Genomic DNA, 25,943 nt, shown 5'->3' with positions numbered 1-25,943 from the left:
AAAGGCAATGATAATTTACCTTTATCCTCTAAACCCATTTACTAAAAGTGCGGTTGAAATTTACAATACTTTAAATGTAAAAAAGCCAATGGAATTAACCATTGGCCTTTTATTGTTACATTGTGAATTAAGCGATTACCGCTTTCTCAACAACACGAACTAAAGTCCAAGATTTGGTTTTTGATAGAGGGCGACATTCGCGAATCTCTACGGTATCACCAACTTTGGCTTCATTGTTCTCATCGTGTACGTGTAATTTAGTTGTACGACGGATAAATTTACCATATAAAGGGTGTTTTACCTTACGTTCAATAGCAACAACGAAAGATTTTTCCATTTTGTCGCTAACAACTTTACCTTGTACGCTACGAATTTTATCAGTCATTACTCACCCGCCTTTTCGGTTAATACAGTTTTTACACGTGCAATATCACGACGCACTTGTTTAGCCTGATGGGTTTGTTGAAGCTGACCGGTGGCTGTCTGCATACGCAACTTGAATTGTTCACCTAAAAGGTTTACTAATTCAGCATTCAGCTCTTCAACACTTTTTGTACGTAAATCTTGAGCTTTCATTACATCACCGTCTTAGTTACGAAAGTGGTCTTAACTGGCAATTTAGCAGCTGCTAATGCAAATGCGTTTCTTGCTACTTCTTCAGACACACCATCCATTTCATAAAGCACTTTACCCGGTTGGATTAAGGCTACCCAGTACTCAACGTTACCTTTACCTTTACCCATACGGACTTCTAATGGTTTTTCAGTAATTGGTTTATCTGGGAATACACGAATCCAGATTTTACCTTGACGTTTTACTGCACGTGACATTGCACGACGTGCTGCTTCGATTTGACGAGCGGTTAAACGACAACGACCAACTGCTTTTAAACCGTAAGTACCGAAACTAACTTCAGTACCGCCCGCGATACCACGGTTGCGGCCTTTGTGAACTTTACGGAATTTTGTACGTTTTGGTTGCAACATTTAGCGTTTCTCCTTACTTACGACCTTTACCGCGAGGAGCCTTTTTAGGCTTGTCGGCAGGTTGTTGTTCTGATTGCGCAACGGCAGCCATTCCACCAAGAATTTCACCTTTGAAGATCCATACTTTAACGCCGATTACGCCGTAAGTTGTATGAGCTTCTGCAGTGTTATAATCGATGTCCGCACGAAGAGTATGTAGAGGTACACGACCTTCACGATACCATTCTGAACGTGCGATTTCTGCACCACCTAAACGACCACTAACCTCAACTTTGATACCTTTAGCACCTAAACGCATTGCGCTTTGTACCGCACGTTTCATTGCACGACGGAACATTACGCGACGTTCTAATTGAGAAGCGATGCTATCTGCAACTAATTTCGCATCTAATTCAGGTTTTTTCACTTCAGCAATGTTGATTTGAGCAGGAACGCCAGCGATTTTAGACACTGCGTTACGTAATTTTTCAACATCTTCGCCTTTTTTACCGATTACGATACCAGGACGAGCTGTGTGAATAGTTACACGAATACTTTTAGCTGGACGCTCAATAGTAATACGTGAAACTGAAGCATTTGCTAATTCTTTATTTAAGAATTTGCGTACTTTGAAATCGCCTTCAAGATTGTCAGCGAAGTCTTGTGTATTCGCGAACCAAGTAGAGCTCCAAGGTTTAACAATACCTAGGCGAATACCATGTGGATGTACTTTTTGACCCATTGCTATTCCTCTACTTATTAACGATCTGACACAACCACAGTAATGTGGCTAGTACGTTTTAAAATACGATCTGCACGACCTTTAGCACGTGGCATAACACGTTTCATGCTAGGACCTTCATCAACGAAGATTTTAGCAACTTTAAGATCATCGATATCTGCACCGTCATTGTGCTCTGCGTTTGCAATAGCTGATTCTAAAACTTTCTTCACTAAAGCTGCTGCTTTTTTGTTAGTGAAAGTTAAGATTTCTAATGCTTGCGCAACTTTTTTACCACGAATTAAATCGGCAACTAAGCGAGCTTTTTGGGCAGAAGTGCGAGCGTAACGATGTTTTGCGATAGTTTCCATCTATTTACCTCTTATTTCTTAGCTTTCTTATCTGCCGCGTGACCGCGGTATGTACGAGTCGGTGCAAATTCACCAAGCTTATGACCGATCATTTCATCAGATACATAAACAGGAACGTGCTGACGACCATTATGGACTGCGATGGTCAATCCGATCATTGATGGAATGATCATTGAACGACGGGACCAAGTTTTGATTGGTTTTTTATCCCCGCTTTCCACCGCCTTCTCTACCTTCTTCAACAAGTGTAGGTCAAGGAAAGGACCCTTCTTGAGAGAACGTGGCATGGCTAATCCTCTTTAATTTAATCTATTATTTGCCACGACGACGTACGATATATTTATCAGTACGTTTGTTGTGACGAGTTTTCTTACCTTTGGTTTGAACGCCCCAAGGAGTTACTGGGTGTTTACCAAAGTTACGACCTTCACCACCACCATGTGGGTGATCTACTGGGTTCATTGCAGTACCACGAACTGTAGGGCGAATACCTCTCCAGCGGTTAGCACCCGCTTTACCCAATACGCGAAGCATATGTTCTGAGTTACCAACTTCACCGATTGTTGCAACACATTCAGCTAATACTTTACGCATTTCGCCAGAACGTAAACGTAAAGTTACATAGTTGCCTTCACGTGCGATGATTTGTACATAAGCACCAGCAGAACGAGCGATTTGACCGCCTTTACCTGGTTTTAATTCAACGTTATGTACTGTTGAACCAACTGGGATATTACGCATTGGTAATGAGTTACCCACTTTAATTGGTGAGTTTACGCCAGCTTGGATTTGATCGCCTACTGACAGACCTTTAGGTGCTAAGATATAACGGCGTTCACCATCTTTATAAAGCACTAAAGCAATGTTAGCAGAACGGTTTGGATCATATTCTAAACGCTCAACAACCGCTGGGATGTCTAACTTGTTACGTTTGAAATCGATTAAACGGTAGTGTTGTTTGTGACCGCCACCAATGTGACGAGTAGTAATACGACCATAGTTGTTACGACCACCAGTTTTAGACTTAGTATCTAGAAGAGGTGCGTAAGGTTTACCCTTGTGTAATTCAGGGTTCACGATTTTAACAACGTGACGACGACCAGCGGAGGTCGGCTTACATTTAACGATAGCCATTCTCTAATTTCCTCCGATTACTCTGCACTGTCCACGAAGTCCAAGTTTTGGCCTTCGGCTAAAGTTACATAAGCTTTTTTCCAGTCGCTGCGACGACCCATTTTGCTACCACGGCGTTTAGTTTTACCTTTAACAACCACGGTACGAACAGAGTCAACTTTTACTTCAAATAATTGAGCAACAGCAGCAGCAATTTCAGCTTTGTTCGCATCTAAAGCAACTTTAAGTACAACAGTGTTAGATTTTTCAGCATTGTTAGTTGCTTTTTCAGAGATATGCGGTGCACGTAGCACGCTTAGCAAACGTTCTTGACTCATGCTAGGATCTCCTCAATTTGTTTCACAGCGTCAACAGTAACAATCACTTTATCGAAAGCGATTAAGCTAACTGGATCGATACCTTGAACATCACGTACATCAACTTTATATAAGTTACGTGCTGCTAAGAATAGATTTTCATCTAAACTTGCTGTGATAATTAATGCATCTTCAACTGCTAAATCTTTTAATTTTTGTACTAAAACTTTAGTTTTTGGTGCATCTAATTCGAATTTTTCAACAACAACCAAACGGTCTTGACGAACTAATTCAGAAAGAATGCTTTTGATAGCACCACGGTACATTTTCTTGTTCACTTTTTGGCTGTGATCTTGTGGTTTAGCCGCGAAGGTTATACCACCAGAACGCCAGATTGGTGATTTGATATCACCAGCACGAGCACGACCTGTACCTTTTTGACGCCAAGGTTTTTTACCTGAACCAGACACTTCAGCACGAGTTTTTTGCGCACGAGTACCTTGACGCGCACCTGCTGCATAAGCAACAACAACTTGGTGGATCAACGCTTCGTTAAACTCACGTCCGAAGGTAGTTTCAGAAACAGTTAGTGCGTTTGCACCTACAACTTGTAATTCCATCTCTATCTCCTAGACTTATGCTTTAACTGCTGGCTTAACGATAACATCGCCATTGATAGCACCAGGTACAGAACCTTTTACTAATAGCAATTTACGCTCAGCATCTACACGAACAACTTCAAGTGATTGAACAGTTACACGTTCAGCACCTAAATGTCCTGCCATTTTTTTACCTTTAAACACACGACCTGGAGTTTGGTTTTGACCAATAGAACCAAGTACACGATGTGATAAAGAGTTACCATGAGTCGCATCTTGAGTACGGAAGTTCCAACGTTTAACACCACCTTGGAAACCTTTACCTTTAGAAGTACCGGTAACATCTACTTTTTTAACATCTGCAAAGATGTCAACATTGATTTCTTGACCTAAAGTGAATTCTTCACCTTCAGTACGAAATTCCCATAAACCGCGACCAGCTTCAACACCTGCTTTCACGAAATGGCCTGCTTCAGGTTTAGTTACATGATTCGCTTTTTTAGAACCAGTAGTAACTTGAACTGCAGTATAGCCATCGTTTTCAAGAGTTTTAACTTGAGTTACGCGGTTGGCTTCGATTTCGATAACGGTAACTGGTACTGAAACACCGTCTTCATTGAAGATACGGGTCATACCAACTTTACGACCGACTAAACCAATCATTGTAATAACCTCTTAATTAACCTAGGCTGATCTGCACGTCCACGCCGGCAGCCAAATCTAAACGCATTAATGCATCAACAGTTTTTTCTGTTGGCTCTACGATATCTACTAAACGTTTGTGAGTACGAATTTCGTATTGGTCACGTGCGTCTTTATTTACGTGTGGAGAAATCAACACGGTGAAACGCTCTTTACGAGTTGGTAAAGGAATTGGACCACGAACTTGTGCACCAGTACGTTTAGCTGTTTCTACGATCTCCGCAGTAGATTGATCGATCAAACGGTGATCGAAAGCTTTTAAGCGGATACGGATTCTTTGGTTCTGCATTAGACCAGAGCTCCAATAAAATTTAGCTAATAAAAAACTAACACCAATCACAATTCTAACTTCAAAATAGAAAAGGAGGTGCAAGTTACCTGTTATATAGTCTCCAAATCGGAAACATTGTTTAGCGTGACATATCGTCATGCTCGTTTAATAAATGATTACATTAAACGGCTTTCATATTGAAAGCCTGCAAATACTACACAAAAGTTAAACAAATTGCAAGGGATTTATTCAAAGCAAATAAAAAGTGCGGTCATTTATCGCCGTATTTTCTCATCAAAAAACACTTAGAAAAATCACCGCACTTCACATATTAAAATTAATGATGGTTATCTAATAGCGTAATATGTCGTTTTGCTACAATCCACGCACCAACATATCCCATAATCAAACAGCACACTAATAAAAATACAAATTCACCAACGCCTAATCCATTCAAACTGAATTGGACGGCAAAAATATCCGTTACATATTTCACTGCAGAAGTAAAATAGCTGATAATAAAGCTACTAAAAATTGCTGCAACTAACCCACCTAACACGGCATAAATCATCCCTGTATAAAGATAAGGACGAAGAATAAATTGATCTGTTGCACCAAGCAATTTCATCACATCAATACTTGATCGGCTACTATATACATCAGAGCGAATACTGTTACCAATAACCAAAAATACCGCTATCGTCATTAATACAGTACAGAAAATTGCCACATGGGCGATTAACCAAGAAAGTGCGGTTAATTTTTCCATCCAGTCGTTATCCAAGCGAACTTCTTGTACCCCTTTAATTTTAGTTAAATTGGTACGTAACTCATCACGTTTTTCTGAAACATTAAATTCGCTCGTCGGTTTTACCATAACGACAGCAGGTAATGGATTATCATCTAGAATTTCTAATTCTTCGCCAAAACCAGACCAGCTTTTAAATTCCTTTAAACTTTCTTGGCGAGAAACATAATTCAGTGATTCCACCCCTTCTTGTTGACGAATTTTCTCTACCACTAAATTCGCATCTTCTTCACTTAAATTTTTGTGAAGATAAATCGTCAATTCACTTTCAGGATAAAATTGTGTGGTCGCTAAATGTAAATTTTTCCACATTAAATAGCTCACGGTTGGGATTGTCAGAGATACAGCAATCACCAAAATCGTGAGTAGCGTGCCAAATTTACGTTGCCATAAATCCGCCCATACTGCACGCAAAGTATAGGCTGTTTGAACAAAAAAGGATGCATCCGTTGGTCGGCTCATGATTATTCCTTAATAACGTAAATAACCTTGTTCAAGTACAAGACAAGGTTTTGGTTTTTGTTGAATTAAATTAATGTCGTGAGTAGCAATTAACACGGTCATTCCGAGACGATTAAATTCTTCAAATAAATTAAAAATGCCTAAAGAAAGTTCATCGTCCAAATTACCCGTTGGTTCATCTGCTAGTAAGAGCTGAGGTTTATGCACAATCGCACGTGCAATATCAACGCGTTGCTGCTCCCCTCCAGAAATTTGTGGTGGCAAATAGTTGGCTTTATTACGCAATCCTACACGATCTAAAGATGCCATCGCACGTGTATGCGCATCTTTTGGATGCATACCTGCAATAATCAATGGCAATGCCACATTTTCCACCACCGTACGATCTGTTAATAAACGATAATCTTGGTGAACCATACCAATTTGGCGACGCAGAAATGGAATTTCATATTTAGACAAGCGAGTAATATCGTGTCCGTTAAACCAAATTTGACCCGCGTTGGCTTTTTCCATCCCCATAATAAGCTTGAGTAATGTACTTTTCCCTGCGCCTGAATGCCCAACTAAGTAAGTCATACTTCCCACTGGAAGATGAAAATTCAAGCCTTGTAACGCTGGCTGCGTTGCACCATGATAGGCTTTAGAAACATTTGAGAACTTAATCACAATTTTTCCTTATTCTTTTTATTCTTCTTCATGAACGAATAATGCTTCAATAAATTCTTTCGCATTAAACTCACGTAAATCTTCAATTTTCTCGCCTACACCGATATAGCGAATAGGCAACTTAAACTGATCGGCTATGGCAAAAATCACGCCACCTTTTGCCGTACCATCTAATTTTGTCAGAGATATCCCCGTTAAACCAACAGCATCATTAAACAACTTTGCTTGGCTAATAGCATTTTGTCCCGTGCCAGCATCCAGCGTAAGCATAATTTCATGTGGTGCAGTTTCGTCATATTTTTTCATAACACGAACGATTTTTTTCAGTTCGTCCATTAAGTTATTTTTATTTTGCAAACGACCCGCCGTATCCGCAATAAGAATATCAATATTGCGTGCAGCCGCTGATTGCATCGCATCAAAAATGACCGATGCAGAATCAGAGCCAGTGCTTTGCGCAACAACTGGAATGTGATTGCGCTCGCCCCAAACTTGAAGCTGCTCAACGGCCGCTGCACGGAAAGTATCGCCCGCCGCAAGCATCACCGATTTTCCTTCAGCCTGAAATTTACGAGCAAGCTTACCAATTGTCGTCGTTTTACCCACACCATTGACACCTACCATTAAAATCACATAAGGTTTCTTCGTAGTATCAATCACAAGAGGTTGTGCTACTGGCTCAAGAATATCCGCCATTTCTACTTTTAATTGTTGATATAAAAGCTCAGCATCTTGTAATTCTTTGCGGCTTGCATGTTCAGTCAAATTTTTGATGATTTTACTTGTTGTCGGCACGCCAATATCCGCAATCAAAAGTTGTTCTTCTAATTCTTCAAACAGCTCATCATCAATTTTCTTTCCTAAGAAAAAACTACGAAAACCCGCACCAATATTTTGTTTAGTTTTCAGTAATCCCTTAACTAAACGACTAAAAAAGCCCCCTTCACTTGGCTTTTCACGAGTTTCAATTTCAACAAGCGGCTGAAGCTCATCTTTAATATCTTCAACAATTTCAGATTCAACCACAGTTTCTGTAATCGGAAGATCATCTTCTAAATTTTTCGCTTCGATGATTTCTTCGACCGGCTCAAGTGCGGTTGAAATTTCCTGTATTTTTTCTTCTTCAACTATTTCATTCGTCTCAATGCTTTCAGCTAAAAACGGCTCAGACTCCACCGCACTTTCTACTGTCTCTAATTCAGACGGCTCTTCAACTAAATCATAAGTTTCAAGTTTTTCAATAGATGGCTCGATATCTTTAATCTTTTCTTCAATTGTCGGCTCAATTTTAGATTCATCTTGCTTTTTATTACGTCCAAATAACGATGCCCAAAATCCGCCTTTTTTATTTTCTTCAGCCATAAAATGCTCTCTTAACTGCAATCCGATAAAAATGTCGTTTATTCTAGCAAAAAATCGTCTAAACTAAGCACAATTTTCAATAAAAATCGAATCTTTATGAAAAAAATACAAACGCCAAATGCAAAGGGCGAGGTTCGCATTATTGCTGGGCTATGGCGAGGGCGAAAACTTCCAGTATTAAATTCAGAAGGCTTACGCCCAACTGGCGATAGAGTGAAAGAAACGCTTTTTAATTGGTTAATGCCTTATATTCACCAGTCTGAATGTTTAGATGGCTTTGCAGGGAGCGGCTCATTAGGTTTTGAAGCACTTTCTCGCCAAGCGAAAAAGGTGACTTTTTTAGAACTAGATAAAATCGTCGCCAATCAATTAAAAAAGAATTTACAAACGCTCAAATGCTCATCAGAACAGGCTGAAGTAATTAATCAAAGTAGTTTGGATTTTCTAAAACAGCCTCAAAATCAACCGCACTTTGATGTGGTGTTTTTAGACCCACCCTTTCATTTTAATTTGGCAGAACAAGCAATTAACTTGCTTTGTGAAAATAATTGGCTAAAACCCAATGCGTTAATTTACGTAGAAACAGAGAAAGACAAACCGCTCATCACACCTGAAAACTGGACGTTATTGAAAGAAAAAACGACAGGAATGGTGAGTTATCGTTTATATCAAAATTAGAGAAAAAATTATGTTAGATATTGTTTTATATGAACCTGAGATCCCACAAAATACCGGCAATATTATCCGCCTTTGTGCCAATACAGGATTTCGCTTGCACTTAATTGAACCGCTAGGTTTCACCTGGGATGATAAACGCTTACGCCGCTCAGGTTTGGATTATCACGAATTTGCGGAAATCAAACGCCACAAGACTTTTGAAGCCTTTTTAGAAAGCGAAAAACCCAAACGTCTCTTTGCACTCACAACAAAAGGCAGTCCAGCACATAGCCAAGTAAAATTTGAACTTGGTGATTATTTAATGTTTGGCCCAGAAACTCGTGGTATTCCAATATCAATTTTAAATGAAATGCCCATGGAACAAAAAATCCGCATTCCAATGACAGCCAATAGCCGCAGTATGAACTTGTCTAATTCGGTCGCAGTAACGGTTTATGAAGCTTGGCGACAATTAGGCTATAAAGGCGCAATCAATTTACCTGAAGCCAAATAAAAAATAGGTGATCGATAAAATCAACTCAATCACCCGTTTTTTTAAACTGCCTTATTCACCCAGTGAGTAAGGCAATACAACATACTCCAGCGGTACCCCATTTAGTAAGCGAAATTTCTGTTTAGCTGTCGTGTCGTTATTCATCACAACTTGCAACCATAAAACACCGTCTAAATTGACCGCACTTGTAATCGTGCCGGTTTTTCGCCAATTAGATTCAATCTGCATTTCGATTTCACTGCCAATTTCTACTTCCAGCTGGGTTTGTGCTTTAAAGACAAACATTGCACGTTTATTTGCACCACGATATTTCGCACGAGCTACCGTTTCTTGTCCAATATAACAACCTTTGGTAAAAGAAATGGCTTGCTCAATAGCTTGTAAATTTAGCGCTTGTGGGATAAATTCATTTTGCGTTTGCGGACTTAAATTTGGCAAGCCAGCTTGAATATCGGCTACATCCCAAATTTTTTCATCACCATTAAAATTCACAGGTAATTCAGTTTCATTCAATAAAATTGAACGTTGCCCATCAATTTCCCATGAAAAGTGCGGTGTAATTTTTCCACATTTTTCACCTATCACGCCAATAATTTGCCAATCACGTAAATCAAAACTCACTTTGGAAAATACCGCATATTTTTTCAAGGCATCTAACCCACTTGGCAATAGATCTTTCTTAATCAGAAAAAAGAATTGTTCACTACTCACTTTAAACAAACGGTAAATTGCATTCATTTTACCTTTCGGATCACAATGAGCTGTAAGTGTTGTTGCGCCACTTGCTAATCGAACAACATCCGTGGTTAACTGCCCTTGCAAATATTTTTCTGCATCCGCACCATGTGCCTCAATCAGTTGATATTGAGTAAGAGAAATAAATTGAGACATTCTGCTTTCCTATTCTAAATTCTGAATTTGCTCACGCATTTGTTCGATAAGCACTTTTAGCTCAACCGCAGAAGCCGTGATATCGGCATTAATAGATTTTGACGCAAGCGTATTCGATTCACGATTCAATTCTTGCATCATAAAATCTAATTTACGACCAACTGCACCACCTTTTTTCAAAATATTCGTAGTTTCTTTCACGTGCATTTGTAAACGATCAAGCTCTTCCGCCACATCAACACGTTGAGCCAGTAAAATCATTTCTTGTTCCACACGTTGCGGATCAAGATTAATTTGAGCATCTTCAAAACGTTGTAATAAACGTTCACGTTGCCATTGTAAAACTGCCGGCATTTGTGACCGCACTTTATCCGCTTCCACAGCAATGGCATCTAAGCGTTGTTGAATAATGTCGTTAAGTTTTTCCCCTTCACGACCACGCATTGCAATAAAATCTGTCAGCAAATCATCAAAGGCTGTCAATAAATCTTGACTAATCGCATCTAAATCTTGCTCTTGCGCTTCCACCACACCAGGATAACGCAACACGTCTGTCAAATTAATTTCACCTTCTCCAGACTGAGCTTTAATCCATTGCAAAGATTGAATCACTTGATTCGCAAGCTCTTTATTTAAATTCAATTCAGCATTTGTTTGTTTTTTTGTTTCAATGCGCAAAGAACATTCAATTTTACCGCGAGTAAGACTTTGACGAAGTTTCTCACGCAACGTGTTTTCTAATCCTCGGAATTGCTCTGGCAAACGGAAAAAGTTTTCTAAATAACGTTGATTAACGGAACGAATTTCCCATACTGCATCGCCCCAATCTTTTTTCACTTCAAGGCGTGCAAAGGCGGTCATACTGTAAATCATAAGCTCTCCTATTTTGTCTTAGCTTTGTCTTAGTTGATTCGCTAAGTATTTTAACGAGATGAACACAGAAAGGGAAAAGAAAAGTGCGGTGAATAATAAAGATATTTTGTATTCTATTATTTACATGATGTAAATTTTAAAATACAATCAGTGTAAATTTTAAATTACACCATAAGGAAGCTAAAATGAACAAAACTGTAGGCAGCACACTTCTCGTTGCCGGTACGATGATTGGCGCGGGAATGTTGGCAATGCCACTCACTTCCGCTGGTATCGGATTCGGCTTTACTTTAGTCTTATTATTAGGGCTTTGGGCATTATTAACTTTTAGCGCTCTTTTATTCGTTGAACTCTATCAAACTGCGGAAAGTGATGCGGGTATCGGTACACTCGCTGAACAATATTTTGGTAAAGCAGGACGCATTATTGCCACGGCAGTGCTAATTATTTTCTTATACGCATTAATTGCCGCCTATGTCAGCGGTGGCGGTTCACTACTAAAAGATTTATTACCAGAAAGTTTTGGCGATAAAGTTAGCATCTTATTATTTACCGTGATTTTTGGTTCATTTATCGTCATCGGTACACATAGCGTAGATAAAATTAATCGTGTGTTATTTTTTGTAATGCTTGCGGCCTTTGCCGTGGTGTTAAGCTTAATGTTGCCAGAAATCAAATTTGATAACTTAATGGCGACACCAATTGATAATGCTTTAATTATCTCTGCAAGCCCTGTATTTTTCACGGCATTTGGTTTCCACGGTTCTATTCCAAGTTTAAATAAATACTTAGATGGCAACGTAAAAGCATTACGCATTTCTATTTTGATCGGTTCAGCAATTACCCTTTTCGCTTATATTTTGTGGCAAATGTCCACTCATGGCTTGCTCACACAAAATGAGTTCTTACAAATTTTAAAAGAAGATGCCACCTTAAATGGCTTAGTAAAAGCAACGCTTGCTATCACTGGCAGTAACATTATCGCAGGTGCGGTAAAATTATTCTCAACTTTGGCGCTGGTTACTTCGTTCTTAGGCGTAGGGCTTGGCTTATTGGAATGTATCGAAGATTTATTAAAACGATCCTTTAATATTTCTTCAGGGCGTATCTCACTTGGCTTAATGACGTTCATTCCACCACTCGTCTTTGCGCTTTTCTATCCTGAAGGTTTTATTTTAGCGCTAGGCTACGCAGGTCAAATGTTTGCATTCTATGCCGTAGTATTACCAGTTAGCCTTGTTTGGAAAGCTCGTCGAGCTCACACCAATTTGCCATACAAAGTATGGGGAGGAAATCTGACTTTAATTATCGTATTGGTATTGGGCGTAATCATTACATCCATTCCATTTGCGATTCGTGCCGGTTATTTGCCATTTGTTGTGGGTTAATAATATAAATATCAAAAAACATCATTCAATTAATCTGTACTCCAAAAGTTAGTACTACATAACTAACTAATTAAGGTACAGATTTTTTATAATCTTGGATTTAAAAGCAGAATGTTTTATGGCAAGGAATTTGAATCAATAAAGGCATATCCTCTGATATAACTTCTGATAAATGAAAAAATATGAAGGAAAAATATTTACTATTAGAAAATTTCTGAATGTGAACCAATACGAATAAGCTTTAATTCTTCGTTATCAATAATTTGGTAAATCAGCACAAGATCGTTAAAAATATGGCAGTCACGATAACCTTGCATTTCACCTTGTAGTGAGTGATCTAAGTATTTTTTTGGAAGCGTTCGATTTCTTTGTAAAAGATACAAAACCTCAGTCATCTCTACTGAAAATTGTTGCTTAGCTGTGAGCTTTTTAACATCTCGTTGAAATGTTTTAGTTGCAGTTACTTTTAATGTTTTAACTGATTCCATACCCATTATTTCACTGATTTTAATAGATTTTCCATAATGTCGGCTTCAAAATTTGCTTCACTAATGATATCAATATCACCATTTTCAGCTTCTTGCATAGCACGTAATGTTTCAGCATTTGGTTTCAAATAAGAAAGGTTTACTGGAATCGTTTTTGTATTCGCAATTTCTGTTAAAAATAAATTAAACACTTGCGAAGGGGTGAAACCGTAATTTTCAATTACATTAAAAGCCTCATGTTTTAAATTTTCTGATAAACGAAAGCTAAAAGATGCATTTTGTGTCATTGCCATAATTACCCCTCTGTCTAACAATGCAGTACAAATTATTATAGATAGAATGTCTTACATTGTAAAACATTGTTTACTTATGAATAAAATTAGGGCTGACGTAGATTAGCAAGTATGCTAGTCTACATCAGCTTCTAAATTTTTAATGCGTTTTATGGCTTGTGCTATACAAAATTTTGTCCGTATAAGCCAAAGCAATTGCTGACACCAAAAAGCCCAAGTGCAACAACAATTGCCACATCATCGTTTTTTCTGGTGTATTGCTTGCGTTCACAAAGGTTTGCAACATATGGATAGATGAAATGCCGATAATAGACATAGAAAGTTTAACCTTTAATACCGTCGCATTTACATGGCTCATCCATTCCGGCTGATCGGGGTGATTACGCGTACGCAATTTGGATACAAAAATTTCATAGCCACCGATAGTCACCATCACAAGCAAGTTTGCGATCATCACAACATCAATCAAATTCAACACGCCCAACATAATCGTGTTGGAATCCATCTCATTAACATTAATCACCAATGCCCATAAGCCTTTAATAAACTTATAAGAGTAGATCGCAAGGGTGACAATCAAACCCAAATAGATCGGTACTTGCAACCAGCGACTAGCAAAAATTATTTTCGCTATAATATTCGATTGTTCGTTATATTTCGCATAAAGATCAACAGATTTGTTTTCTTCCATTAGATTTTATTCCTAAATTAAATAGTTGGTTAAATAAATAAAAAAACTGCAGGAAGATAGCAGTTTTTTTGAAAATAGCAATAAAGAAATCGAGTTATTGTTATTTTATTTATATGTCATATCAAATCGCAGGGTAATCCTATTCTTTATTCATCTCCCGGCTCTAAGGTCGTCAACCTAGCCAAATCGATCTGATTATTCAATAACTCCACATCGGGCATCGTTTTATTCGCTTTTGCGGAAAGGGTTTTAAATCGTTCAACTTTACCAACTAAACCTTGTTGGCCAACAAGTGCGGTGACGGTGCTGTTGTATTGGTTGCTGACGGTGGAAAGCGTATTGCCGAGCTTACTTAAACGTTCTGCGACCAAGCAAATTTGGTTATAAATTTCACCCGCTTTTTCAGCGATTTCTTTTGCCTCAGCATTACCGCGTTCGATACGCCACAGGTTTGCTACGGTTCGTAAAATCGGCATTAAGGTGGTGTAAGAAACCATAATGACATTACGTTCATAACCATAATTAAATAAAGCAGGATCGGATTTTAAAGCCTCAATATATGCGGGTTCCACCGCAATAAACATAAGAACAAAATTCGGGCTACGCATGCCAATCAAATTACTGTAATCTTTTTTATGCAGATCATTAATATGGCTTTTCAATGCGGATATATGTTCTTTTAATAAACGCTCTCGTTCAAAATCATCGTCAGAATTCACCGCACTTTCGTAAGCCACTAAGGACATTTTGCTGTCGATAATTAAGTGTTTTTCATCAGGCAAGTTCAACACAAAATCAGGGTAATTGCGTCCACCTTGCTCGTCCTTAAAATGAGCTTGCGCGCGGTAATGCACATTTTCTTCAAGTCCAGCCAATTGCAAAGCTCGTTCTAATTGCACTTCGCCCCAGTTACCTAAAGTTTTCTTTTCGCCTTTCAGTGCAGAAGTTAAATTACTCGCCTCTTGCGACATATTCAGACCAATTTCCAGCACTTTTTTAATTTCCGCTTCCAAGCCGGCATTACCTTTCACGGATTCGGAGTGAATTTCATTAACGCGTTTTTGGAAACCTTCAATTTGCTCACGGAAAGGCTTGAGCAATGCTTCCAATGCAGTTTGGTTTGATTGACTAAATGATCGACTTTTTTCATCCAAAATCCGATTAGCTAGATTTTGAAATTCCACGCCCAACTGCTGTTTGGATTGTTCAAAGTTCTGTTGTTGCTCTGAAAAATGTTTTTCTTTCTCTGCTAACGTTGTTTTTAATCCAGTTAACTCTTGGGAAAGTGCGGTCAATTTTTCGGTTAAATGTTGTTGTTCCTGTTCTTTACGAGATAACTGGCTTTGGCTATGTTGCAACTGGGCATTCAAACTTTCTGCTTGCGCAGAAGCGATCCCGAAACGTTCTTTTAATGCGGTAATTTGTTCCGCGATGGCGGAATGGCGAGCCTGCTCCTCATCTAATTCTTGGGTAAGATAGTAAATTTTTTCATCTCGTTCATTCAAGCGAATTTGTAACCCTTGGCTTTCTGTTTGAGCTTTAATAATTTGCTGTTCTAATTGATTTTTAAGGCTATTTATCCCATCAAATTTTGATGCCAGTTGATTATAGTCTTCTGTGGTTTTATGAAGTGTTTTATGAAGTAAAGCATATTTCTGCTGAAATAGAATCAGCAGTAAAATCAAGACAATAGAAACAACGCTCATCACCCATAATAACGACATATCCCACATAACTCCCCCTTTAATTTAAGGCCTGAATTGTAACATAGAAATCCGTCTATCTCCTTCCTTGGAAGGCGATAATCTCAATTAACAAAAAACCCGACTTTCGCCGGGTTTTTATTTTACTTACAAGTTAATTACCATTGGTAGCCAACACTTGCACTTGCACCTGCATGGCCTTGTGAATTGCTGTTTACTGTGAATTTAACCCCAACTTTACCATTATCTGATAAGCGAGAGTAACCCACCGCTAACGCATTTTGTCCACGATATGTACCTGCACCAACAGACACCATAGATTTACCTGCTGTCGTAACATGATATAACCCACCAGATGCTAAAGCACCTGCAATACCTGCACGTAGGCCTTTATCAACATTATTGATTTGATTGCTGATATTACCTGCAACATATTTCAATTGGTTTACATTTACAGCATCAGTGCCATCTTTACCTGGGGCAACATTGGTAATACGTTTACCACCAGCGTTGATACCGTTTTCGTTGATATTAACATCACCCACTTTCACTTCTTTTGCTGTGACAGAGTTTACTTTAATATTATCTTCCATCGATACTTTCACACCGTTTTCATCTGCAGTCGTGGTAATGTTTTTACCATCACCATTAACAGCCACCTTGCTACCTAGTTTTTTCACACCAGTAGTGCCGTGATCTGCATTAAAGGTTAAACCTTCGTTTGTTACTTTGTTGTGTGTGTCACGAATTGTGTTTTTCGTTTCGTCTGAAAGATCAACGGTATAGTCAGTAACAGTTGTTGAACCATCTTTATGCGTATTAGCAGCTTTTGTCACTTCAACGTGATTAGAACCAGCTTTAACTGCTGCAGAAGTATCATTAATACCTTTTGCACTCACTTTATAGATAGTTTGACCATTAGCACCTGTAGTTGATGTTACATCAATATGGTCGTCGCCAGCTTCAACCTCTGTTTTAGCGGCTTTTAATTGTTTGACGTTTACTGCATCAGTATCTTTTTTACCAGCTTTTACATTGGTAATATTAGTTTCTTTACCATCCGCTCCAGAGACTTGCAAGCCTCTCTCTGTCTGCGTTAATTTAACTTTTACTGTACCAGTTTCATCAATGATGTTGATGCCCTCAACTTCAGGTGTTTTCTTAATGGAAACAGTAACAGTATCGCCATTTACTGTTGTCATTACATTTTTACCATTATCAAATTTTGTAGCATCAGTATTACCTTCACCGCCTTTAATATTAACAGTTGAGTTTAACTGCGCTTTATGAGGTGTACCACTATTACCTGCGAAAGTTAATCCGCCCTTAGCAACCTCAGATTTGAAGTCTTTCAACTGTTTCACATTTACAGCATCAGTGTCATTTTCACCCTCTGAAACATGGGTGATTTTGTTACCGCCGTTGTTTAAGCCTTCATCAGTTAAAGTAACTGCTGTTTTGCCATTCACTGGATTTACTGGGGTAATGGTGATGCCATTATGGGTAATTTCTGTTTTGGTTTTATCATCGCCATCTTTAAACTCGGCAGAAGTTAAACCTTTCAGTTCTTTGGCTAATTGAACGTGTAATTTGCCATCTTTTGCATTCACGCCAATATTGCCTTCAGTTAAGTTGCCTTTTGCACCGCCTACAATATCCAAACGCTCATTTGCTTTTTTAGCAATCACGTTACTTTCCGCTTGATTGTCTTTTGCTGCCACATAATTATCGCCAGCATATTTTTGTCCATCATCAAGCGTTGCCAATTCGTGAGTTTTATCAGAGCTTCCCGGTTTAGTTGGGTCAGCTTTCTCAACGTAAACTAGACGTGTTTCACCATCTTTGCCATCCACACCCACTTTGCCATTTTGACCTTTAATGGTTAAACCGTTTTTACCATCTTTACCATTTAAGCCGATAGAGCCGTCTTTACCGTTGATTGCAACCGCAGAACCGTCTTTACCGTTTACGCCAATAGATCCATCAACGCCGTCTTTACCATTTTCGCCTTTAGCACCAATCACTACATCATCTTTCAACGCAAAACTATAAGTGTGATTTTTCGATGCTGCATCAACTGTTTGTTTTACCGTTAAGTTTTTGCCTGCATCAAAGTTGACTGTTGTTCCATTGGCTACATCTTGAGCGGAGGCACCAGTGGAGCCATTACCTGTTGCATTTGCTTTAAATCCATAATTATGAACAGAATCAGCCAGTGAGCTTAAATCAATTACGGCTTTTTTGTTTGCAACGTCATTACCCTTACCATCTTGATAAGTCATAACAACTTGTTTTTTATCGGCATCATACTTGTAGTGAGTTGCTTCTTTACCCTCGGCCTTATCAGTTGTTGGGGCAATATGGATTTCATTACTACGCAATGCTTCAGCCGTATTGTGTAAGTCAGAAACATTTACCGCAGCATTTGGTGTACCTGTAGCTGATGCAGCAACCTCTAATTTAGTTAAGTAATTATCACCAGCATTACCTGCATTATTAATTGCTGAACCAATATTGTTCACAATCATGGTGCCTGCAGTGGTGCTATTATTGCTATCTAGGAAAGATGCAATAACATTTGATGGATTAACTTCATCTGCTGAATTTGTGCTATTTGGTTTGTTATAGAACTTATAGCTACCATCAGGTTGTTTTACTGCATAAACCTTCTTACCTGATTTGTCTGTATAAACCACAGGCGTTACCGCTTCTACAGTGTAAGTGGTTTCATTATTCGTTGCGTCATCTTTCGATGAAACAATCACATTATCGCCTGCCGCCACTTTTACTGCTGTTTTAGCGACTTGTTTCACCGCACTTTTTGTCACTGCGACTTCATAGGTTGCACCCTTTTCACCGTATTTTGATGTATCTGTCGTAGATGGTGTAACGGTGGCAATATTGTCGTCGCCTGTAGCGGCTTTCACTTTTTCAGTTGAAAGGCTTGCTTTGAGTTTGCCATCCTCCCCAACGGTAATGGTGTCACCATCGGTTTTAACGGTAACTTTATTGTCACTGGTTACTTCCAAGCCTTTACCCACAGCTACATCATATTTTACGGTAGTAGTTTTACCATCCGTGTTGGAGACAGTTGCAGTTGTGCCTGTGCCGTTTGCGAAGTTGACGGTGTCGTAAGGTTTAACAAAATCAATTTCACTTCCATTGCCTTGAAGGTTCCAGCCTGCATTTAGCACATCACCCACAGTAGCTGCATTGTTAACATTTACAGCATTATCACCTGTACCTGTGATATTTGGCGCTTCTTTTGATTTTGTCGCGTTACTTTGGGCGTTATCACCGCTCGCTGTGTTGTTTTGAGTGCTTGGTAAATTACCCTTCACATTCGTGATGTGATTGTCACCATTGCTTAAACCTGTGTTGGTTAGGGTGACATCTGGTTTTTTGGTTTCGCCAGCTGCTGGAGTGGTTGCATTAATGGTAATGCCGCTATTGTCAACTTTGGTGTCACCCATTGTTATAGAGCCTGCGCTGGTTAGGTCTACGTTATTGCTTAATGCAAAACTATAAGTGTGATTTTTTGATGTTGCATCAACTGTTTGTTTCACCGTTAAGTTTTTGCCTGCATCAAAGTTGACTGTTGTTCCATTGGCTACATCTTGAGCGGAGGCACCAGTGGAGCCATTACCTGTTGCATTTGCTTTAAATCCATAATTATGAACAGAATCAGCCAGTGAGCTTAAATCAATTACGGCTTTTTTGTTTGCAACGTCATTACCCTTACCATCTTGATAAGTCATAACAACTTGTTTTTTATCGGCATCATACTTGTAGTGAGTTGCTTCTTTACCCTCGGCCTTATCAGTTGTTGGGGCAATATGGATTTCATTACTACGCAATGCTTCAGCCGTATTGTGTAAGTCAGAAACATTTACCGCAGCATTTGGTGTACCTGTAGCTGATGCAGCAACCTCTAATTTAGTTAAGTAATTATCACCAGCATTACCTGCATTATTAATTGCTGAACCAATATTGTTCACAATCATGGTGCCTGCAGTGGTGCTATTATTGCTATCTAGGAAAGATGCAATAACATTTGATGGATTAACTTCATCTGCTGAATTTGTGCTATTTGGTTTGTTATAGAACTTATAGCTACCATCAGGTTGTTTTACTGCATAAACCTTCTTACCTGATTTGTCTGTATAAACCACAGGCGTTACCGCTTCTACAGTGTAAGTGGTTTCATTATTCGTTGCGTCATCTTTCGATGAAACAATCACATTATCGCCTGCCGCCACTTTTACTGCTGTTTTAGCGACTTGTTTCACCGCACTTTTTGTCACTGCGACTTCATAGGTTGCACCCTTTTCACCGTATTTTGATGTATCTGTCGTAGATGGTGTAACGGTGGCAATATTGTCGTCGCCTGTAGCGGCTTTCACTTTTTCAGTTGAAAGGCTTGCTTTGAGTTTGCCATCCTCCCCAACGGTAATGGTGTCACCATCGGTTTTAACGGTAACTTTATTGTCACTGGTTACTTCCAAGCCTTTACCCACAGCTACATCATATTTTACGGTAGTAGTTTTACCATCCGTGTTGGAGACAGTTGCAGTTGTGCCTGTGCCGTTTGCGAAGTTGACGGTGTCGTAAGGTTTAACAAAATCAATTTCACTTCCATTGCCTTGAAGGTTCCAGCCTGCATTTAGCACATCACCCACAGTAGCTGCATTGTTAACATTTACAGCATTATCACCTGTACCTGTGATATTTGGCGCTTCTTTTGATTTTGTCGCGTTACTTTGGGCGTTATCACCGCTCGCTGTGTTGTTTTGAGTGCTTGGTAAATTACCCTTCACATTCGTGATGTGATTGTCACCATTGCTTAAACCTGTGTTGGTTAGGGTGACATCTGGTTTTTTGGTTTCGCCAGCTGCTGGAGTGGTTGCATTAATGGTAATGCCGCTATTGTCAACTTTGGTGTCACCCATTGTTATAGAGCCTGCGCTGGTTAGGTCTACGTTATTGCTTAATGCAAAACTATAAGTGTGATTTTTTGATGTTGCATCAACTGTTTGTTTCACCGTTAAGTTTTTGCCTGCATCAAAGTTGACTGTTGTTCCATTGGCTACATCTTGAGCGGAGGCACCAGTGGAGCCATTACCTGTTGCATTTGCTTTAAATCCATAATTATGAACAGAATCAGCCAGTGAGCTTAAATCAATTACGGCTTTTTTGTTTGCAACGTCATTACCCTTACCATCTTGATAAGTCATAACAACTTGTTTTTTATCGGCATCATACTTGTAGTGAGTTGCTTCTTTACCCTCGGCCTTATCAGTTGTTGGGGCAATATGGATTTCATTACTACGCAATGCTTCAGCCGTATTGTGTAAGTCAGAAACATTTACCGCAGCATTTGGTGTACCTGTAGCTGATGCAGCAACCTCTAATTTAGTTAAGTAATTATCACCAGCATTACCTGCATTATTAATTGCTGAACCAATATTGTTCACAATCATGGTGCCTGCAGTAGTGCTGTTGTTACCATCGTAGAATGATGCAATCACGTCTGATTTGTTTACAACCTCGCCTGTGCCATCTGCATTTTTAGTGAATTTATAGCCATTACCATCTTTCACTTTGTAAACACGATTGCCTTGCTTGTCAGTATAAACCACAGGTGTAACTGCATTCACGGTGTAAGTTTTTTTACCTGTTATTGCATCAGTATCCTCGTCAACTAACACATTGTCACCCGCTTTTACTACCGAGCCTAAAGTAGTAATAGCCTTTTTACCATCATTAGTAATATTGGATAAATCGTTTTTAGCAACACCTTTGATTACTGCTTTCGTATTTGTTACATCTTTATTGTTGCCGTCCGCATAGGTCATGGTAATGTTGCCGCTTGCATCAACAGTATATTCGTTGCCATCTGTTGTTGGCTTGATGTGTTTCTCATCTTCTAGGTTTGCTACCTTGTGCGTTACGTCGGAGTTATTTCCACCTTTCGTCGTATAGGTGATGCGGTCGCCATCATTTTTAATGCTGATAGGGTTATTGCTCTCACCCAACTTAATTTCTTTTGTGTGAACACTATCAAGGTCTTTCAAATTGCTATCCAAAGCAAAAGTAAAGTTGTTTGTGTTGGCTTCGCGTTTTAAACGTAGGTTTTTGCCTGCATTTAAACCTAGTGTTTCACCTGCTGCCATTGCAGTACCTTCAGATTCATTGGTTTTAGTTTCACCTGTAACCTTGTCATCTGAGTCTTTTGCTATAGTAAACCATTTGGCGTTATTAACCGCTTTTACTACAGTATCAACAGTAGCAAGTTTACCTGAATCAGTTTTTGACGGCTCTAGCGGGTCTTTATGAATTGTAACTTGTCCTTTTTTACTAGTACCTTCGGTATTTGTTACCGAATCTACGTCTCCGGTATTTGCAGTAAGCTTATTACCATTAGAGTCAATTTTTATTGTGGTGTTATCTACGTTTACATCATAGCTAATCGTTGCCCCTTCGCTTGCTTCAGTCACAACCTTGGCATTGGTAGCATTGCCTGACTTAAAGTTGACGTAATCACCTGGGTTGATTAAAGAGCGAGCCCCTCCATTGGTGTATAAATTCCAACCTGTTTGATTCACTTTATCTGCTACATCATAAGCTGTAGCTAAGGCATATTTATTAGCCTTGTCTCCTGTTGGTACAACAAATCGACCTGTAGGCTCATTCTTCCCTTTTGTTGTTTTAGAAACAGTGCTGCCATTTACATCAATTTGAGTAATTGGTGATTTTTCTTCCGTTTGGATTGTTTCCGTGACTGCTTTAAATTTAATTGTAGATAAACCGTTGGCTTCGGCGAATGATTCGATTTCAATGCTTTTATCTGCATTGGTGAAGTCAACTTTATCACCTGGATTTACAAGGCCAACTTTTGTACCTTTTGCTCGTACCTCCCAGCCGCTGTCATTGATTGCACTAGCAACAGTGGTAGTTGTAGCTAAACCTTGTTTAGGAGCTGATGATTTGCCATCCGTCGTAGAGAATGTTCCTTGTGTAGTACCAATTTCTAATTTATTATCACCTGCTTTGGTTGTAATAAAACTATTTTCTACCCCAACAACAGATAAACGTTGATCGTGTAAACGTACATCACCTTTTGTGTTGTTATCACCTTTGAAAGCAAGGTTCACGGATTTTAATTGCGCTACGTTTACTGCGTCATCATCTGCTTTACCTGCAGCTAGGTGGTTGATTTGACGGGTTTTGTCACCATTACCAATTGATAGTCCAGCAAGGTTAGAGGTAAGCGTTTTTCCCTTTAGTCCATCATAGTGATTTGCTCGCTCATCATGTGTAGATGCATCAAAGCCAGATTGACCTTTATCTGTAGTTGTTTTTGATTCTGAGCCTAAAGCAATACCATTGGCGATGTTTGCGTCGGCGCCTGAGCCAATGGCAACAGCATGTTCAGCACTCGCAGTAGTTTTATCTCCTCCGTGTTGTTTACTTGAGCCAAGTGCAATAGCATTATTTGCTGAGGCGGTTGCATCTTGACCTATTGCCAAAGAACGGGATTTGGCTGCATTAGCTGCGTATCCAATACCAACCGCACTTGCTTCGGAAGCGTTAGCATTGTAACCAATAGCTGTTGTTCTAACATCTTTTGCTTGTGCGCCTGGTCCAATGGCGGTGTTATTGGCTCCTAAAGCCTTAGCTCCTAAGCCTAAACTTACGGCACTAGAGCCGGTAGAAGAAGCATCTTTACCAATCGCAATCGCATTATCCCCAGTTGCACCTTTATTATCTTCATTGGTGCCACCGCTAGAGTTAACAGAGAAATATTTAATATTTTTCTTCGTTTTGAATTTTAAGGTTCTGCCATCGCGTTCCACATCGATTGTATCGGTGTCTTGAAAGGTTACGGTTTCATCACCTTTTACTAAAGCATCAGTTTGACCTGCTTTTGGATTGCCATTTTCCTCCACATCACGTAATTTCCATTTTGTAATTTCTTTTACACGATCGGGATTAAGATTTAAATTCCAAACGGTTTTATTAGGATCATGTGGATCTGGGTGAGTAACTGTAATATCGCCATTTGGTGAAACAACATCATAATGTTTAATCGCTCCAGCAACAGCTTTTAATTGTGCAACGTTTACAGCATCAGAATCGGCGCTACCCGCAGCAACATTAATAATTTGGCGAGTATTGCCAGAATCCCCTACAGAAACCGCACCTTTGTTACCTTTTATAGTATTTTTAATTAGATTTAATGCTTCAGGAGCATCCACTAAACGTACTGGTGCATAAACACTGTTTTCAGTATTAAATCCTGTGCTTTTGCTAGGATCGCTAGTATTAATAACAATTCCATTTTGACTGCGTGCAGTACGATCAGCAACAGAATCATCACCCAGTGCCACACCGCTATCTACTTTAGCGTTAGCACCTTTACCTAATGCAATAGATTGGTTGCCAGTTGCTACCGAACCACGACCTAAAGCGGTTGATTCTGTGCCATTCGCTGCCGCACCACGCCCTACCGCTGTCGCGTTTTCTCCATTTGCTTGAGCAACAGGACCAACAACTGTAGCATCTTTTGCAGTTACTACCGCCCCCTGACCAATAACTAAACTATTTTCAGCCTTATCTGTTGCTTTTGTGCCATTACCAATAGCAATCGTATTGTTAGCTTTAGCTTCTGAATTATTACCTATTGCTGTTGCATTAGTTTTAGTCGCACTCGCTGTCGTTCCTAAGGCAATGGCATTCTCCTCAGAAGCAGAGGCATGTGAACCAGTTGCGATAGATTTTTTACCTGTTGCTTGAGAGCTATCACCATAGGCTACTGATGCCTCACCAGATGCAAGCGTTGAGGGGCCCACGGCAGTTGCCCAGGAGCCTGTTGCTTGTGCGCCATTACCTCCTGCAAAAGCATTCGAGTTATTTGCTCTTGAGCCTTCACCCACTGCGCTAGCCCCGCTTCCCCAAGCCTGAGCGTCTCTACCTAAGGCTACAGAGCTCTCACCTTGAGCTTGAGCTAAGGCGCCAGCTGCCAGGCTATTTGTGGCGGCTGCGTTAGCTACATAACCTAATGCTGTTGATTGATTTCCAGTTGCTTTTGCTTGGGCACCATAGGCACTTGAATACTGTTTGTTCGCTAAAGTTACTCGTCCAACTGCTGTTGCTCCCGTTTCATGAGCCTGAGTTTGTTTACCAATAGCTATTGCACTTTCACCTGCCGCATTTGTGTGGCCGCCTACTGCAATAGAGTATTCATTAGTTGCTTTAGCTGAATCACCGACAGCGATTGCCCAGCGGTCTGTAGCTTGTGCTGGAGCATCACCTCCTGTTCTCGTGATTGCAATGCCAGTCTGATTCTGTACAAAGTTCGTTGCAGCCTCTGCATCCCCAATAATAGCCCCAGCAGAAACTGCCGCTAAAACTACCGCACTTAATGTTTTACTTGATTTTGTTTTGCCTTTTGCGCGGCTAAGTTCGGAAACTGCAACCCATGTTTGTGTAATCGTATTCCAAATAACTTTATAGATATGATTCATATTGATAATCCTATATTAATTTAAATGCACGCTCTCAGGCGTGAGATAAGTGAAAAAATAAAGGCTCAGGAAAAGCGTATAAATACCTTTATATTGTTAAGGGAAATAAGAAATAACAGAATGTTTAAATTTCCACTCTGAAATTCCATCTTAAGAAAGATTAAAACCTAAACCTAGAACTCGTTAAGATTGTTAATAAGTGAAATGAATGTATTTTCTTTGATATGCTAAATGCAATATATGTGGTTAATAAATGATAGGCAACATTCCATGTTACATTATTAGGATGAGACATTTTTATTATTCTTAAAAAGAAAAAATGGAATTTTCTGTCATAGATAAATACAACTAGAAAATCAATGACTTTACTCCAACAAATTAACCTGCCGATTAGTAATCCAAACTAGGTGGGCGCAAGTTAAAGATCAGATTGGGTACATATTCTACATAATATTAATGGAAATGAGAATAAAAAATTTATAAATTAATGTAAAGATTCGCTTTTTTAGATAAACCCCTACGGCATGAATGAATTTTATGCCCCTTCCAATAATATGATAT

Annotated in this window: 24 protein-coding genes; 3 read left to right on the top strand and 21 right to left on the bottom strand. The window is 39.3% G+C overall.

Annotated elements, in window-relative coordinates:
- Positions 1–127 precede the first annotated feature (127 nt).
- The 14 genes from rpsQ to ftsY all read right to left on the bottom strand — a co-directional run bounded on the left by rpsQ (position 128) and on the right by ftsY (position 8,357).
- On the bottom strand, positions 128–385 hold the full coding sequence (rpsQ, locus tag C3V42_RS05080) for a 30S ribosomal protein S17 (protein ID WP_005625886.1): 258 nt from the start codon (positions 383–385) through the stop codon (positions 128–130).
- Positions 385–576: a 50S ribosomal protein L29 gene (rpmC, locus tag C3V42_RS05075; protein WP_005625888.1), complete on the bottom strand. Its 192-nt coding sequence runs from the start codon at positions 574–576 to the stop codon at positions 385–387. The genes rpsQ and rpmC overlap by 1 nt, the downstream gene beginning before the upstream one ends.
- The gene (gene rplP / locus C3V42_RS05070) at positions 576–986 is read right to left on the bottom strand and encodes a 50S ribosomal protein L16 (protein ID WP_005625890.1); all 411 of its coding nucleotides are present in this window, start codon (positions 984–986) and stop codon (positions 576–578) included. Before rplP ends, rpmC begins: the two co-directional genes overlap by 1 nt.
- Before the next feature lie 13 nt (positions 987–999).
- Complete coding sequence (gene rpsC, locus C3V42_RS05065) at positions 1,000–1,707, bottom strand: 30S ribosomal protein S3 (protein WP_005625894.1); 708 nt, start codon at positions 1,705–1,707, stop codon at positions 1,000–1,002.
- A 17-nt stretch (positions 1,708–1,724) separates the two neighbouring features.
- Complete coding sequence (gene rplV, locus C3V42_RS05060; RefSeq protein WP_005625897.1) at positions 1,725–2,057, bottom strand: 50S ribosomal protein L22; 333 nt, start codon at positions 2,055–2,057, stop codon at positions 1,725–1,727.
- Positions 2,058–2,068: 11 nt separating this feature from the next.
- Entirely contained in the window at positions 2,069–2,344 is a 276-nt protein-coding gene (rpsS, locus tag C3V42_RS05055; protein ID WP_005539416.1) for a 30S ribosomal protein S19, read from the bottom strand.
- Positions 2,345–2,369: 25 nt separating this feature from the next.
- Positions 2,370–3,191: a 50S ribosomal protein L2 gene (rplB, locus tag C3V42_RS05050; protein WP_005625898.1), complete on the bottom strand. Its 822-nt coding sequence runs from the start codon at positions 3,189–3,191 to the stop codon at positions 2,370–2,372.
- A 17-nt stretch (positions 3,192–3,208) separates the two neighbouring features.
- Positions 3,209–3,508, bottom strand: coding sequence for a 50S ribosomal protein L23 (rplW, locus tag C3V42_RS05045; RefSeq protein ID WP_005625900.1), 300 nt, complete (start codon positions 3,506–3,508; stop codon positions 3,209–3,211).
- Entirely contained in the window at positions 3,505–4,107 is a 603-nt protein-coding gene (gene rplD, locus C3V42_RS05040; protein WP_005625901.1) for a 50S ribosomal protein L4, read from the bottom strand. The genes rplW and rplD overlap by 4 nt, the downstream gene beginning before the upstream one ends.
- A 15-nt stretch (positions 4,108–4,122) precedes the next feature.
- Positions 4,123–4,749, bottom strand: a complete 627-nt coding sequence (gene rplC, locus C3V42_RS05035) for a 50S ribosomal protein L3 (protein ID WP_106013881.1) — start codon at positions 4,747–4,749, stop codon at positions 4,123–4,125.
- Between the two features lie 16 nt (positions 4,750–4,765).
- Positions 4,766–5,077 carry a 30S ribosomal protein S10 gene (gene rpsJ / locus C3V42_RS05030; RefSeq protein WP_001181005.1) on the bottom strand — a complete coding sequence of 104 codons (312 nt, stop codon included), beginning with the start codon at positions 5,075–5,077 and terminating at the stop codon, positions 4,766–4,768.
- A 319-nt stretch (positions 5,078–5,396) separates the two neighbouring features.
- A complete protein-coding gene (gene ftsX, locus C3V42_RS05025) occupies positions 5,397–6,329 on the bottom strand; it encodes a permease-like cell division protein FtsX (protein ID WP_106013880.1) in 933 nt (310 codons plus the stop codon).
- Between the two features lie 9 nt (positions 6,330–6,338).
- Complete coding sequence (ftsE, locus tag C3V42_RS05020; RefSeq protein ID WP_106013879.1) at positions 6,339–6,995, bottom strand: cell division ATP-binding protein FtsE; 657 nt, start codon at positions 6,993–6,995, stop codon at positions 6,339–6,341.
- A gap of 18 nt (positions 6,996–7,013) precedes the next feature.
- A complete protein-coding gene (gene ftsY / locus C3V42_RS05015; protein ID WP_164994221.1) occupies positions 7,014–8,357 on the bottom strand; it encodes a signal recognition particle-docking protein FtsY in 1,344 nt (447 codons plus the stop codon).
- Positions 8,358–8,453: 96 nt separating this feature from the next.
- On the opposite strand from ftsY, the gene rsmD reads away from it, so the two are divergent.
- Both rsmD and trmL read left to right on the top strand, forming a co-directional pair.
- A complete protein-coding gene (gene rsmD / locus C3V42_RS05010; RefSeq protein WP_046943119.1) occupies positions 8,454–9,035 on the top strand; it encodes a 16S rRNA (guanine(966)-N(2))-methyltransferase RsmD in 582 nt (193 codons plus the stop codon).
- Between the two features lie 10 nt (positions 9,036–9,045).
- Positions 9,046–9,528: a tRNA (uridine(34)/cytosine(34)/5-carboxymethylaminomethyluridine(34)-2'-O)-methyltransferase TrmL gene (gene trmL / locus C3V42_RS05005; protein ID WP_106013877.1), complete on the top strand. Its 483-nt coding sequence runs from the start codon at positions 9,046–9,048 to the stop codon at positions 9,526–9,528.
- Between the two features lie 51 nt (positions 9,529–9,579).
- Here trmL and C3V42_RS05000 read toward each other — a convergent pair whose 3' ends face one another.
- Together C3V42_RS05000 and C3V42_RS04995 are read right to left on the bottom strand one after the other, a co-directional pair.
- Complete coding sequence (locus C3V42_RS05000; RefSeq protein ID WP_106013876.1) at positions 9,580–10,419, bottom strand: folate-binding protein YgfZ; 840 nt, start codon at positions 10,417–10,419, stop codon at positions 9,580–9,582.
- A 9-nt stretch (positions 10,420–10,428) separates the two neighbouring features.
- Positions 10,429–11,292, bottom strand: a complete 864-nt coding sequence (locus C3V42_RS04995) for a YicC/YloC family endoribonuclease (RefSeq protein ID WP_106013875.1) — start codon at positions 11,290–11,292, stop codon at positions 10,429–10,431.
- A gap of 185 nt (positions 11,293–11,477) precedes the next feature.
- Here C3V42_RS04995 and C3V42_RS04990 point away from each other — a divergent pair, with 185 nt between their 5' ends.
- Positions 11,478–12,680, top strand: coding sequence for an aromatic amino acid transporter (locus C3V42_RS04990; protein ID WP_106013874.1), 1,203 nt, complete (start codon positions 11,478–11,480; stop codon positions 12,678–12,680).
- A gap of 203 nt (positions 12,681–12,883) precedes the next feature.
- Here C3V42_RS04990 and C3V42_RS04985 read toward each other — a convergent pair whose 3' ends face one another.
- The 5 genes from C3V42_RS04985 to C3V42_RS04965 all read right to left on the bottom strand — a co-directional run bounded on the left by C3V42_RS04985 (position 12,884) and on the right by C3V42_RS04965 (position 25,382).
- A complete protein-coding gene (locus C3V42_RS04985) occupies positions 12,884–13,174 on the bottom strand; it encodes a type II toxin-antitoxin system YafQ family toxin (protein WP_106013873.1) in 291 nt (96 codons plus the stop codon).
- Positions 13,174–13,461 carry a type II toxin-antitoxin system RelB/DinJ family antitoxin gene (locus tag C3V42_RS04980; protein ID WP_240610336.1) on the bottom strand — a complete coding sequence of 96 codons (288 nt, stop codon included), beginning with the start codon at positions 13,459–13,461 and terminating at the stop codon, positions 13,174–13,176. The genes C3V42_RS04985 and C3V42_RS04980 overlap by 1 nt, the downstream gene beginning before the upstream one ends.
- Before the next feature lie 139 nt (positions 13,462–13,600).
- Complete coding sequence (locus tag C3V42_RS04975; RefSeq protein WP_065264898.1) at positions 13,601–14,152, bottom strand: TIGR00645 family protein; 552 nt, start codon at positions 14,150–14,152, stop codon at positions 13,601–13,603.
- A gap of 146 nt (positions 14,153–14,298) precedes the next feature.
- Positions 14,299–15,885: a DNA recombination protein RmuC gene (locus C3V42_RS04970; RefSeq protein ID WP_106013872.1), complete on the bottom strand. Its 1,587-nt coding sequence runs from the start codon at positions 15,883–15,885 to the stop codon at positions 14,299–14,301.
- Positions 15,886–16,013: 128 nt separating this feature from the next.
- Positions 16,014–25,382 (bottom strand): ESPR-type extended signal peptide-containing protein, encoded by a 9,369-nt coding sequence (locus tag C3V42_RS04965; protein WP_106013871.1) that lies wholly within the window; start codon positions 25,380–25,382, stop codon positions 16,014–16,016.
- Positions 25,383–25,943 lie beyond the last annotated feature (561 nt).

This window comes from Haemophilus sp. oral taxon 036 (genome assembly GCF_002998595.1).
GTDB lineage: Bacteria > Pseudomonadota > Gammaproteobacteria > Enterobacterales > Pasteurellaceae > Haemophilus > Haemophilus haemolyticus_K.
This window is presented reverse-complemented; position numbering and strand designations above follow the sequence as displayed.

What these genes read in the sequence shown, in the direction of transcription:
- rplD (WP_005625901.1), bottom strand. Translation starts at nt 4,107, where the DNA reads ATGGAATTACAAGTTGTAGGTGCAAACGCACTAACTGTTTCTGAAACT.
- rpsJ (WP_001181005.1), bottom strand. Translation starts at nt 5,077, where the DNA reads ATGCAGAACCAAAGAATCCGTATCCGCTTAAAAGCTTTCGATCACCGT.
- rpsQ (WP_005625886.1), bottom strand. Translation starts at nt 385, where the DNA reads ATGACTGATAAAATTCGTAGCGTACAAGGTAAAGTTGTTAGCGACAAA.
- C3V42_RS04990 (WP_106013874.1), top strand. Translation starts at nt 11,478, where the DNA reads ATGAACAAAACTGTAGGCAGCACACTTCTCGTTGCCGGTACGATGATT.
- rpmC (WP_005625888.1), bottom strand. Translation starts at nt 576, where the DNA reads ATGAAAGCTCAAGATTTACGTACAAAAAGTGTTGAAGAGCTGAATGCT.
- C3V42_RS04995 (WP_106013875.1), bottom strand. Translation starts at nt 11,292, where the DNA reads ATGATTTACAGTATGACCGCCTTTGCACGCCTTGAAGTGAAAAAAGAT.
- C3V42_RS04975 (WP_065264898.1), bottom strand. Translation starts at nt 14,152, where the DNA reads ATGGAAGAAAACAAATCTGTTGATCTTTATGCGAAATATAACGAACAA.
- rpsS (WP_005539416.1), bottom strand. Translation starts at nt 2,344, where the DNA reads ATGCCACGTTCTCTCAAGAAGGGTCCTTTCCTTGACCTACACTTGTTG.
- C3V42_RS04965 (WP_106013871.1), bottom strand. Translation starts at nt 25,382, where the DNA reads ATGAATCATATCTATAAAGTTATTTGGAATACGATTACACAAACATGG.
- rsmD (WP_046943119.1), top strand. Translation starts at nt 8,454, where the DNA reads ATGAAAAAAATACAAACGCCAAATGCAAAGGGCGAGGTTCGCATTATT.
- rplW (WP_005625900.1), bottom strand. Translation starts at nt 3,508, where the DNA reads ATGAGTCAAGAACGTTTGCTAAGCGTGCTACGTGCACCGCATATCTCT.
- ftsX (WP_106013880.1), bottom strand. Translation starts at nt 6,329, where the DNA reads ATGAGCCGACCAACGGATGCATCCTTTTTTGTTCAAACAGCCTATACT.
- C3V42_RS04985 (WP_106013873.1), bottom strand. Translation starts at nt 13,174, where the DNA reads ATGGGTATGGAATCAGTTAAAACATTAAAAGTAACTGCAACTAAAACA.
- C3V42_RS05000 (WP_106013876.1), bottom strand. Translation starts at nt 10,419, where the DNA reads ATGTCTCAATTTATTTCTCTTACTCAATATCAACTGATTGAGGCACAT.
- C3V42_RS04970 (WP_106013872.1), bottom strand. Translation starts at nt 15,885, where the DNA reads ATGTGGGATATGTCGTTATTATGGGTGATGAGCGTTGTTTCTATTGTC.
- rplP (WP_005625890.1), bottom strand. Translation starts at nt 986, where the DNA reads ATGTTGCAACCAAAACGTACAAAATTCCGTAAAGTTCACAAAGGCCGC.
- rplV (WP_005625897.1), bottom strand. Translation starts at nt 2,057, where the DNA reads ATGGAAACTATCGCAAAACATCGTTACGCTCGCACTTCTGCCCAAAAA.
- trmL (WP_106013877.1), top strand. Translation starts at nt 9,046, where the DNA reads ATGTTAGATATTGTTTTATATGAACCTGAGATCCCACAAAATACCGGC.
- ftsY (WP_164994221.1), bottom strand. Translation starts at nt 8,357, where the DNA reads ATGGCTGAAGAAAATAAAAAAGGCGGATTTTGGGCATCGTTATTTGGA.
- rplB (WP_005625898.1), bottom strand. Translation starts at nt 3,191, where the DNA reads ATGGCTATCGTTAAATGTAAGCCGACCTCCGCTGGTCGTCGTCACGTT.
- rplC (WP_106013881.1), bottom strand. Translation starts at nt 4,749, where the DNA reads ATGATTGGTTTAGTCGGTCGTAAAGTTGGTATGACCCGTATCTTCAAT.
- C3V42_RS04980 (WP_240610336.1), bottom strand. Translation starts at nt 13,461, where the DNA reads ATGGCAATGACACAAAATGCATCTTTTAGCTTTCGTTTATCAGAAAAT.
- rpsC (WP_005625894.1), bottom strand. Translation starts at nt 1,707, where the DNA reads ATGGGTCAAAAAGTACATCCACATGGTATTCGCCTAGGTATTGTTAAA.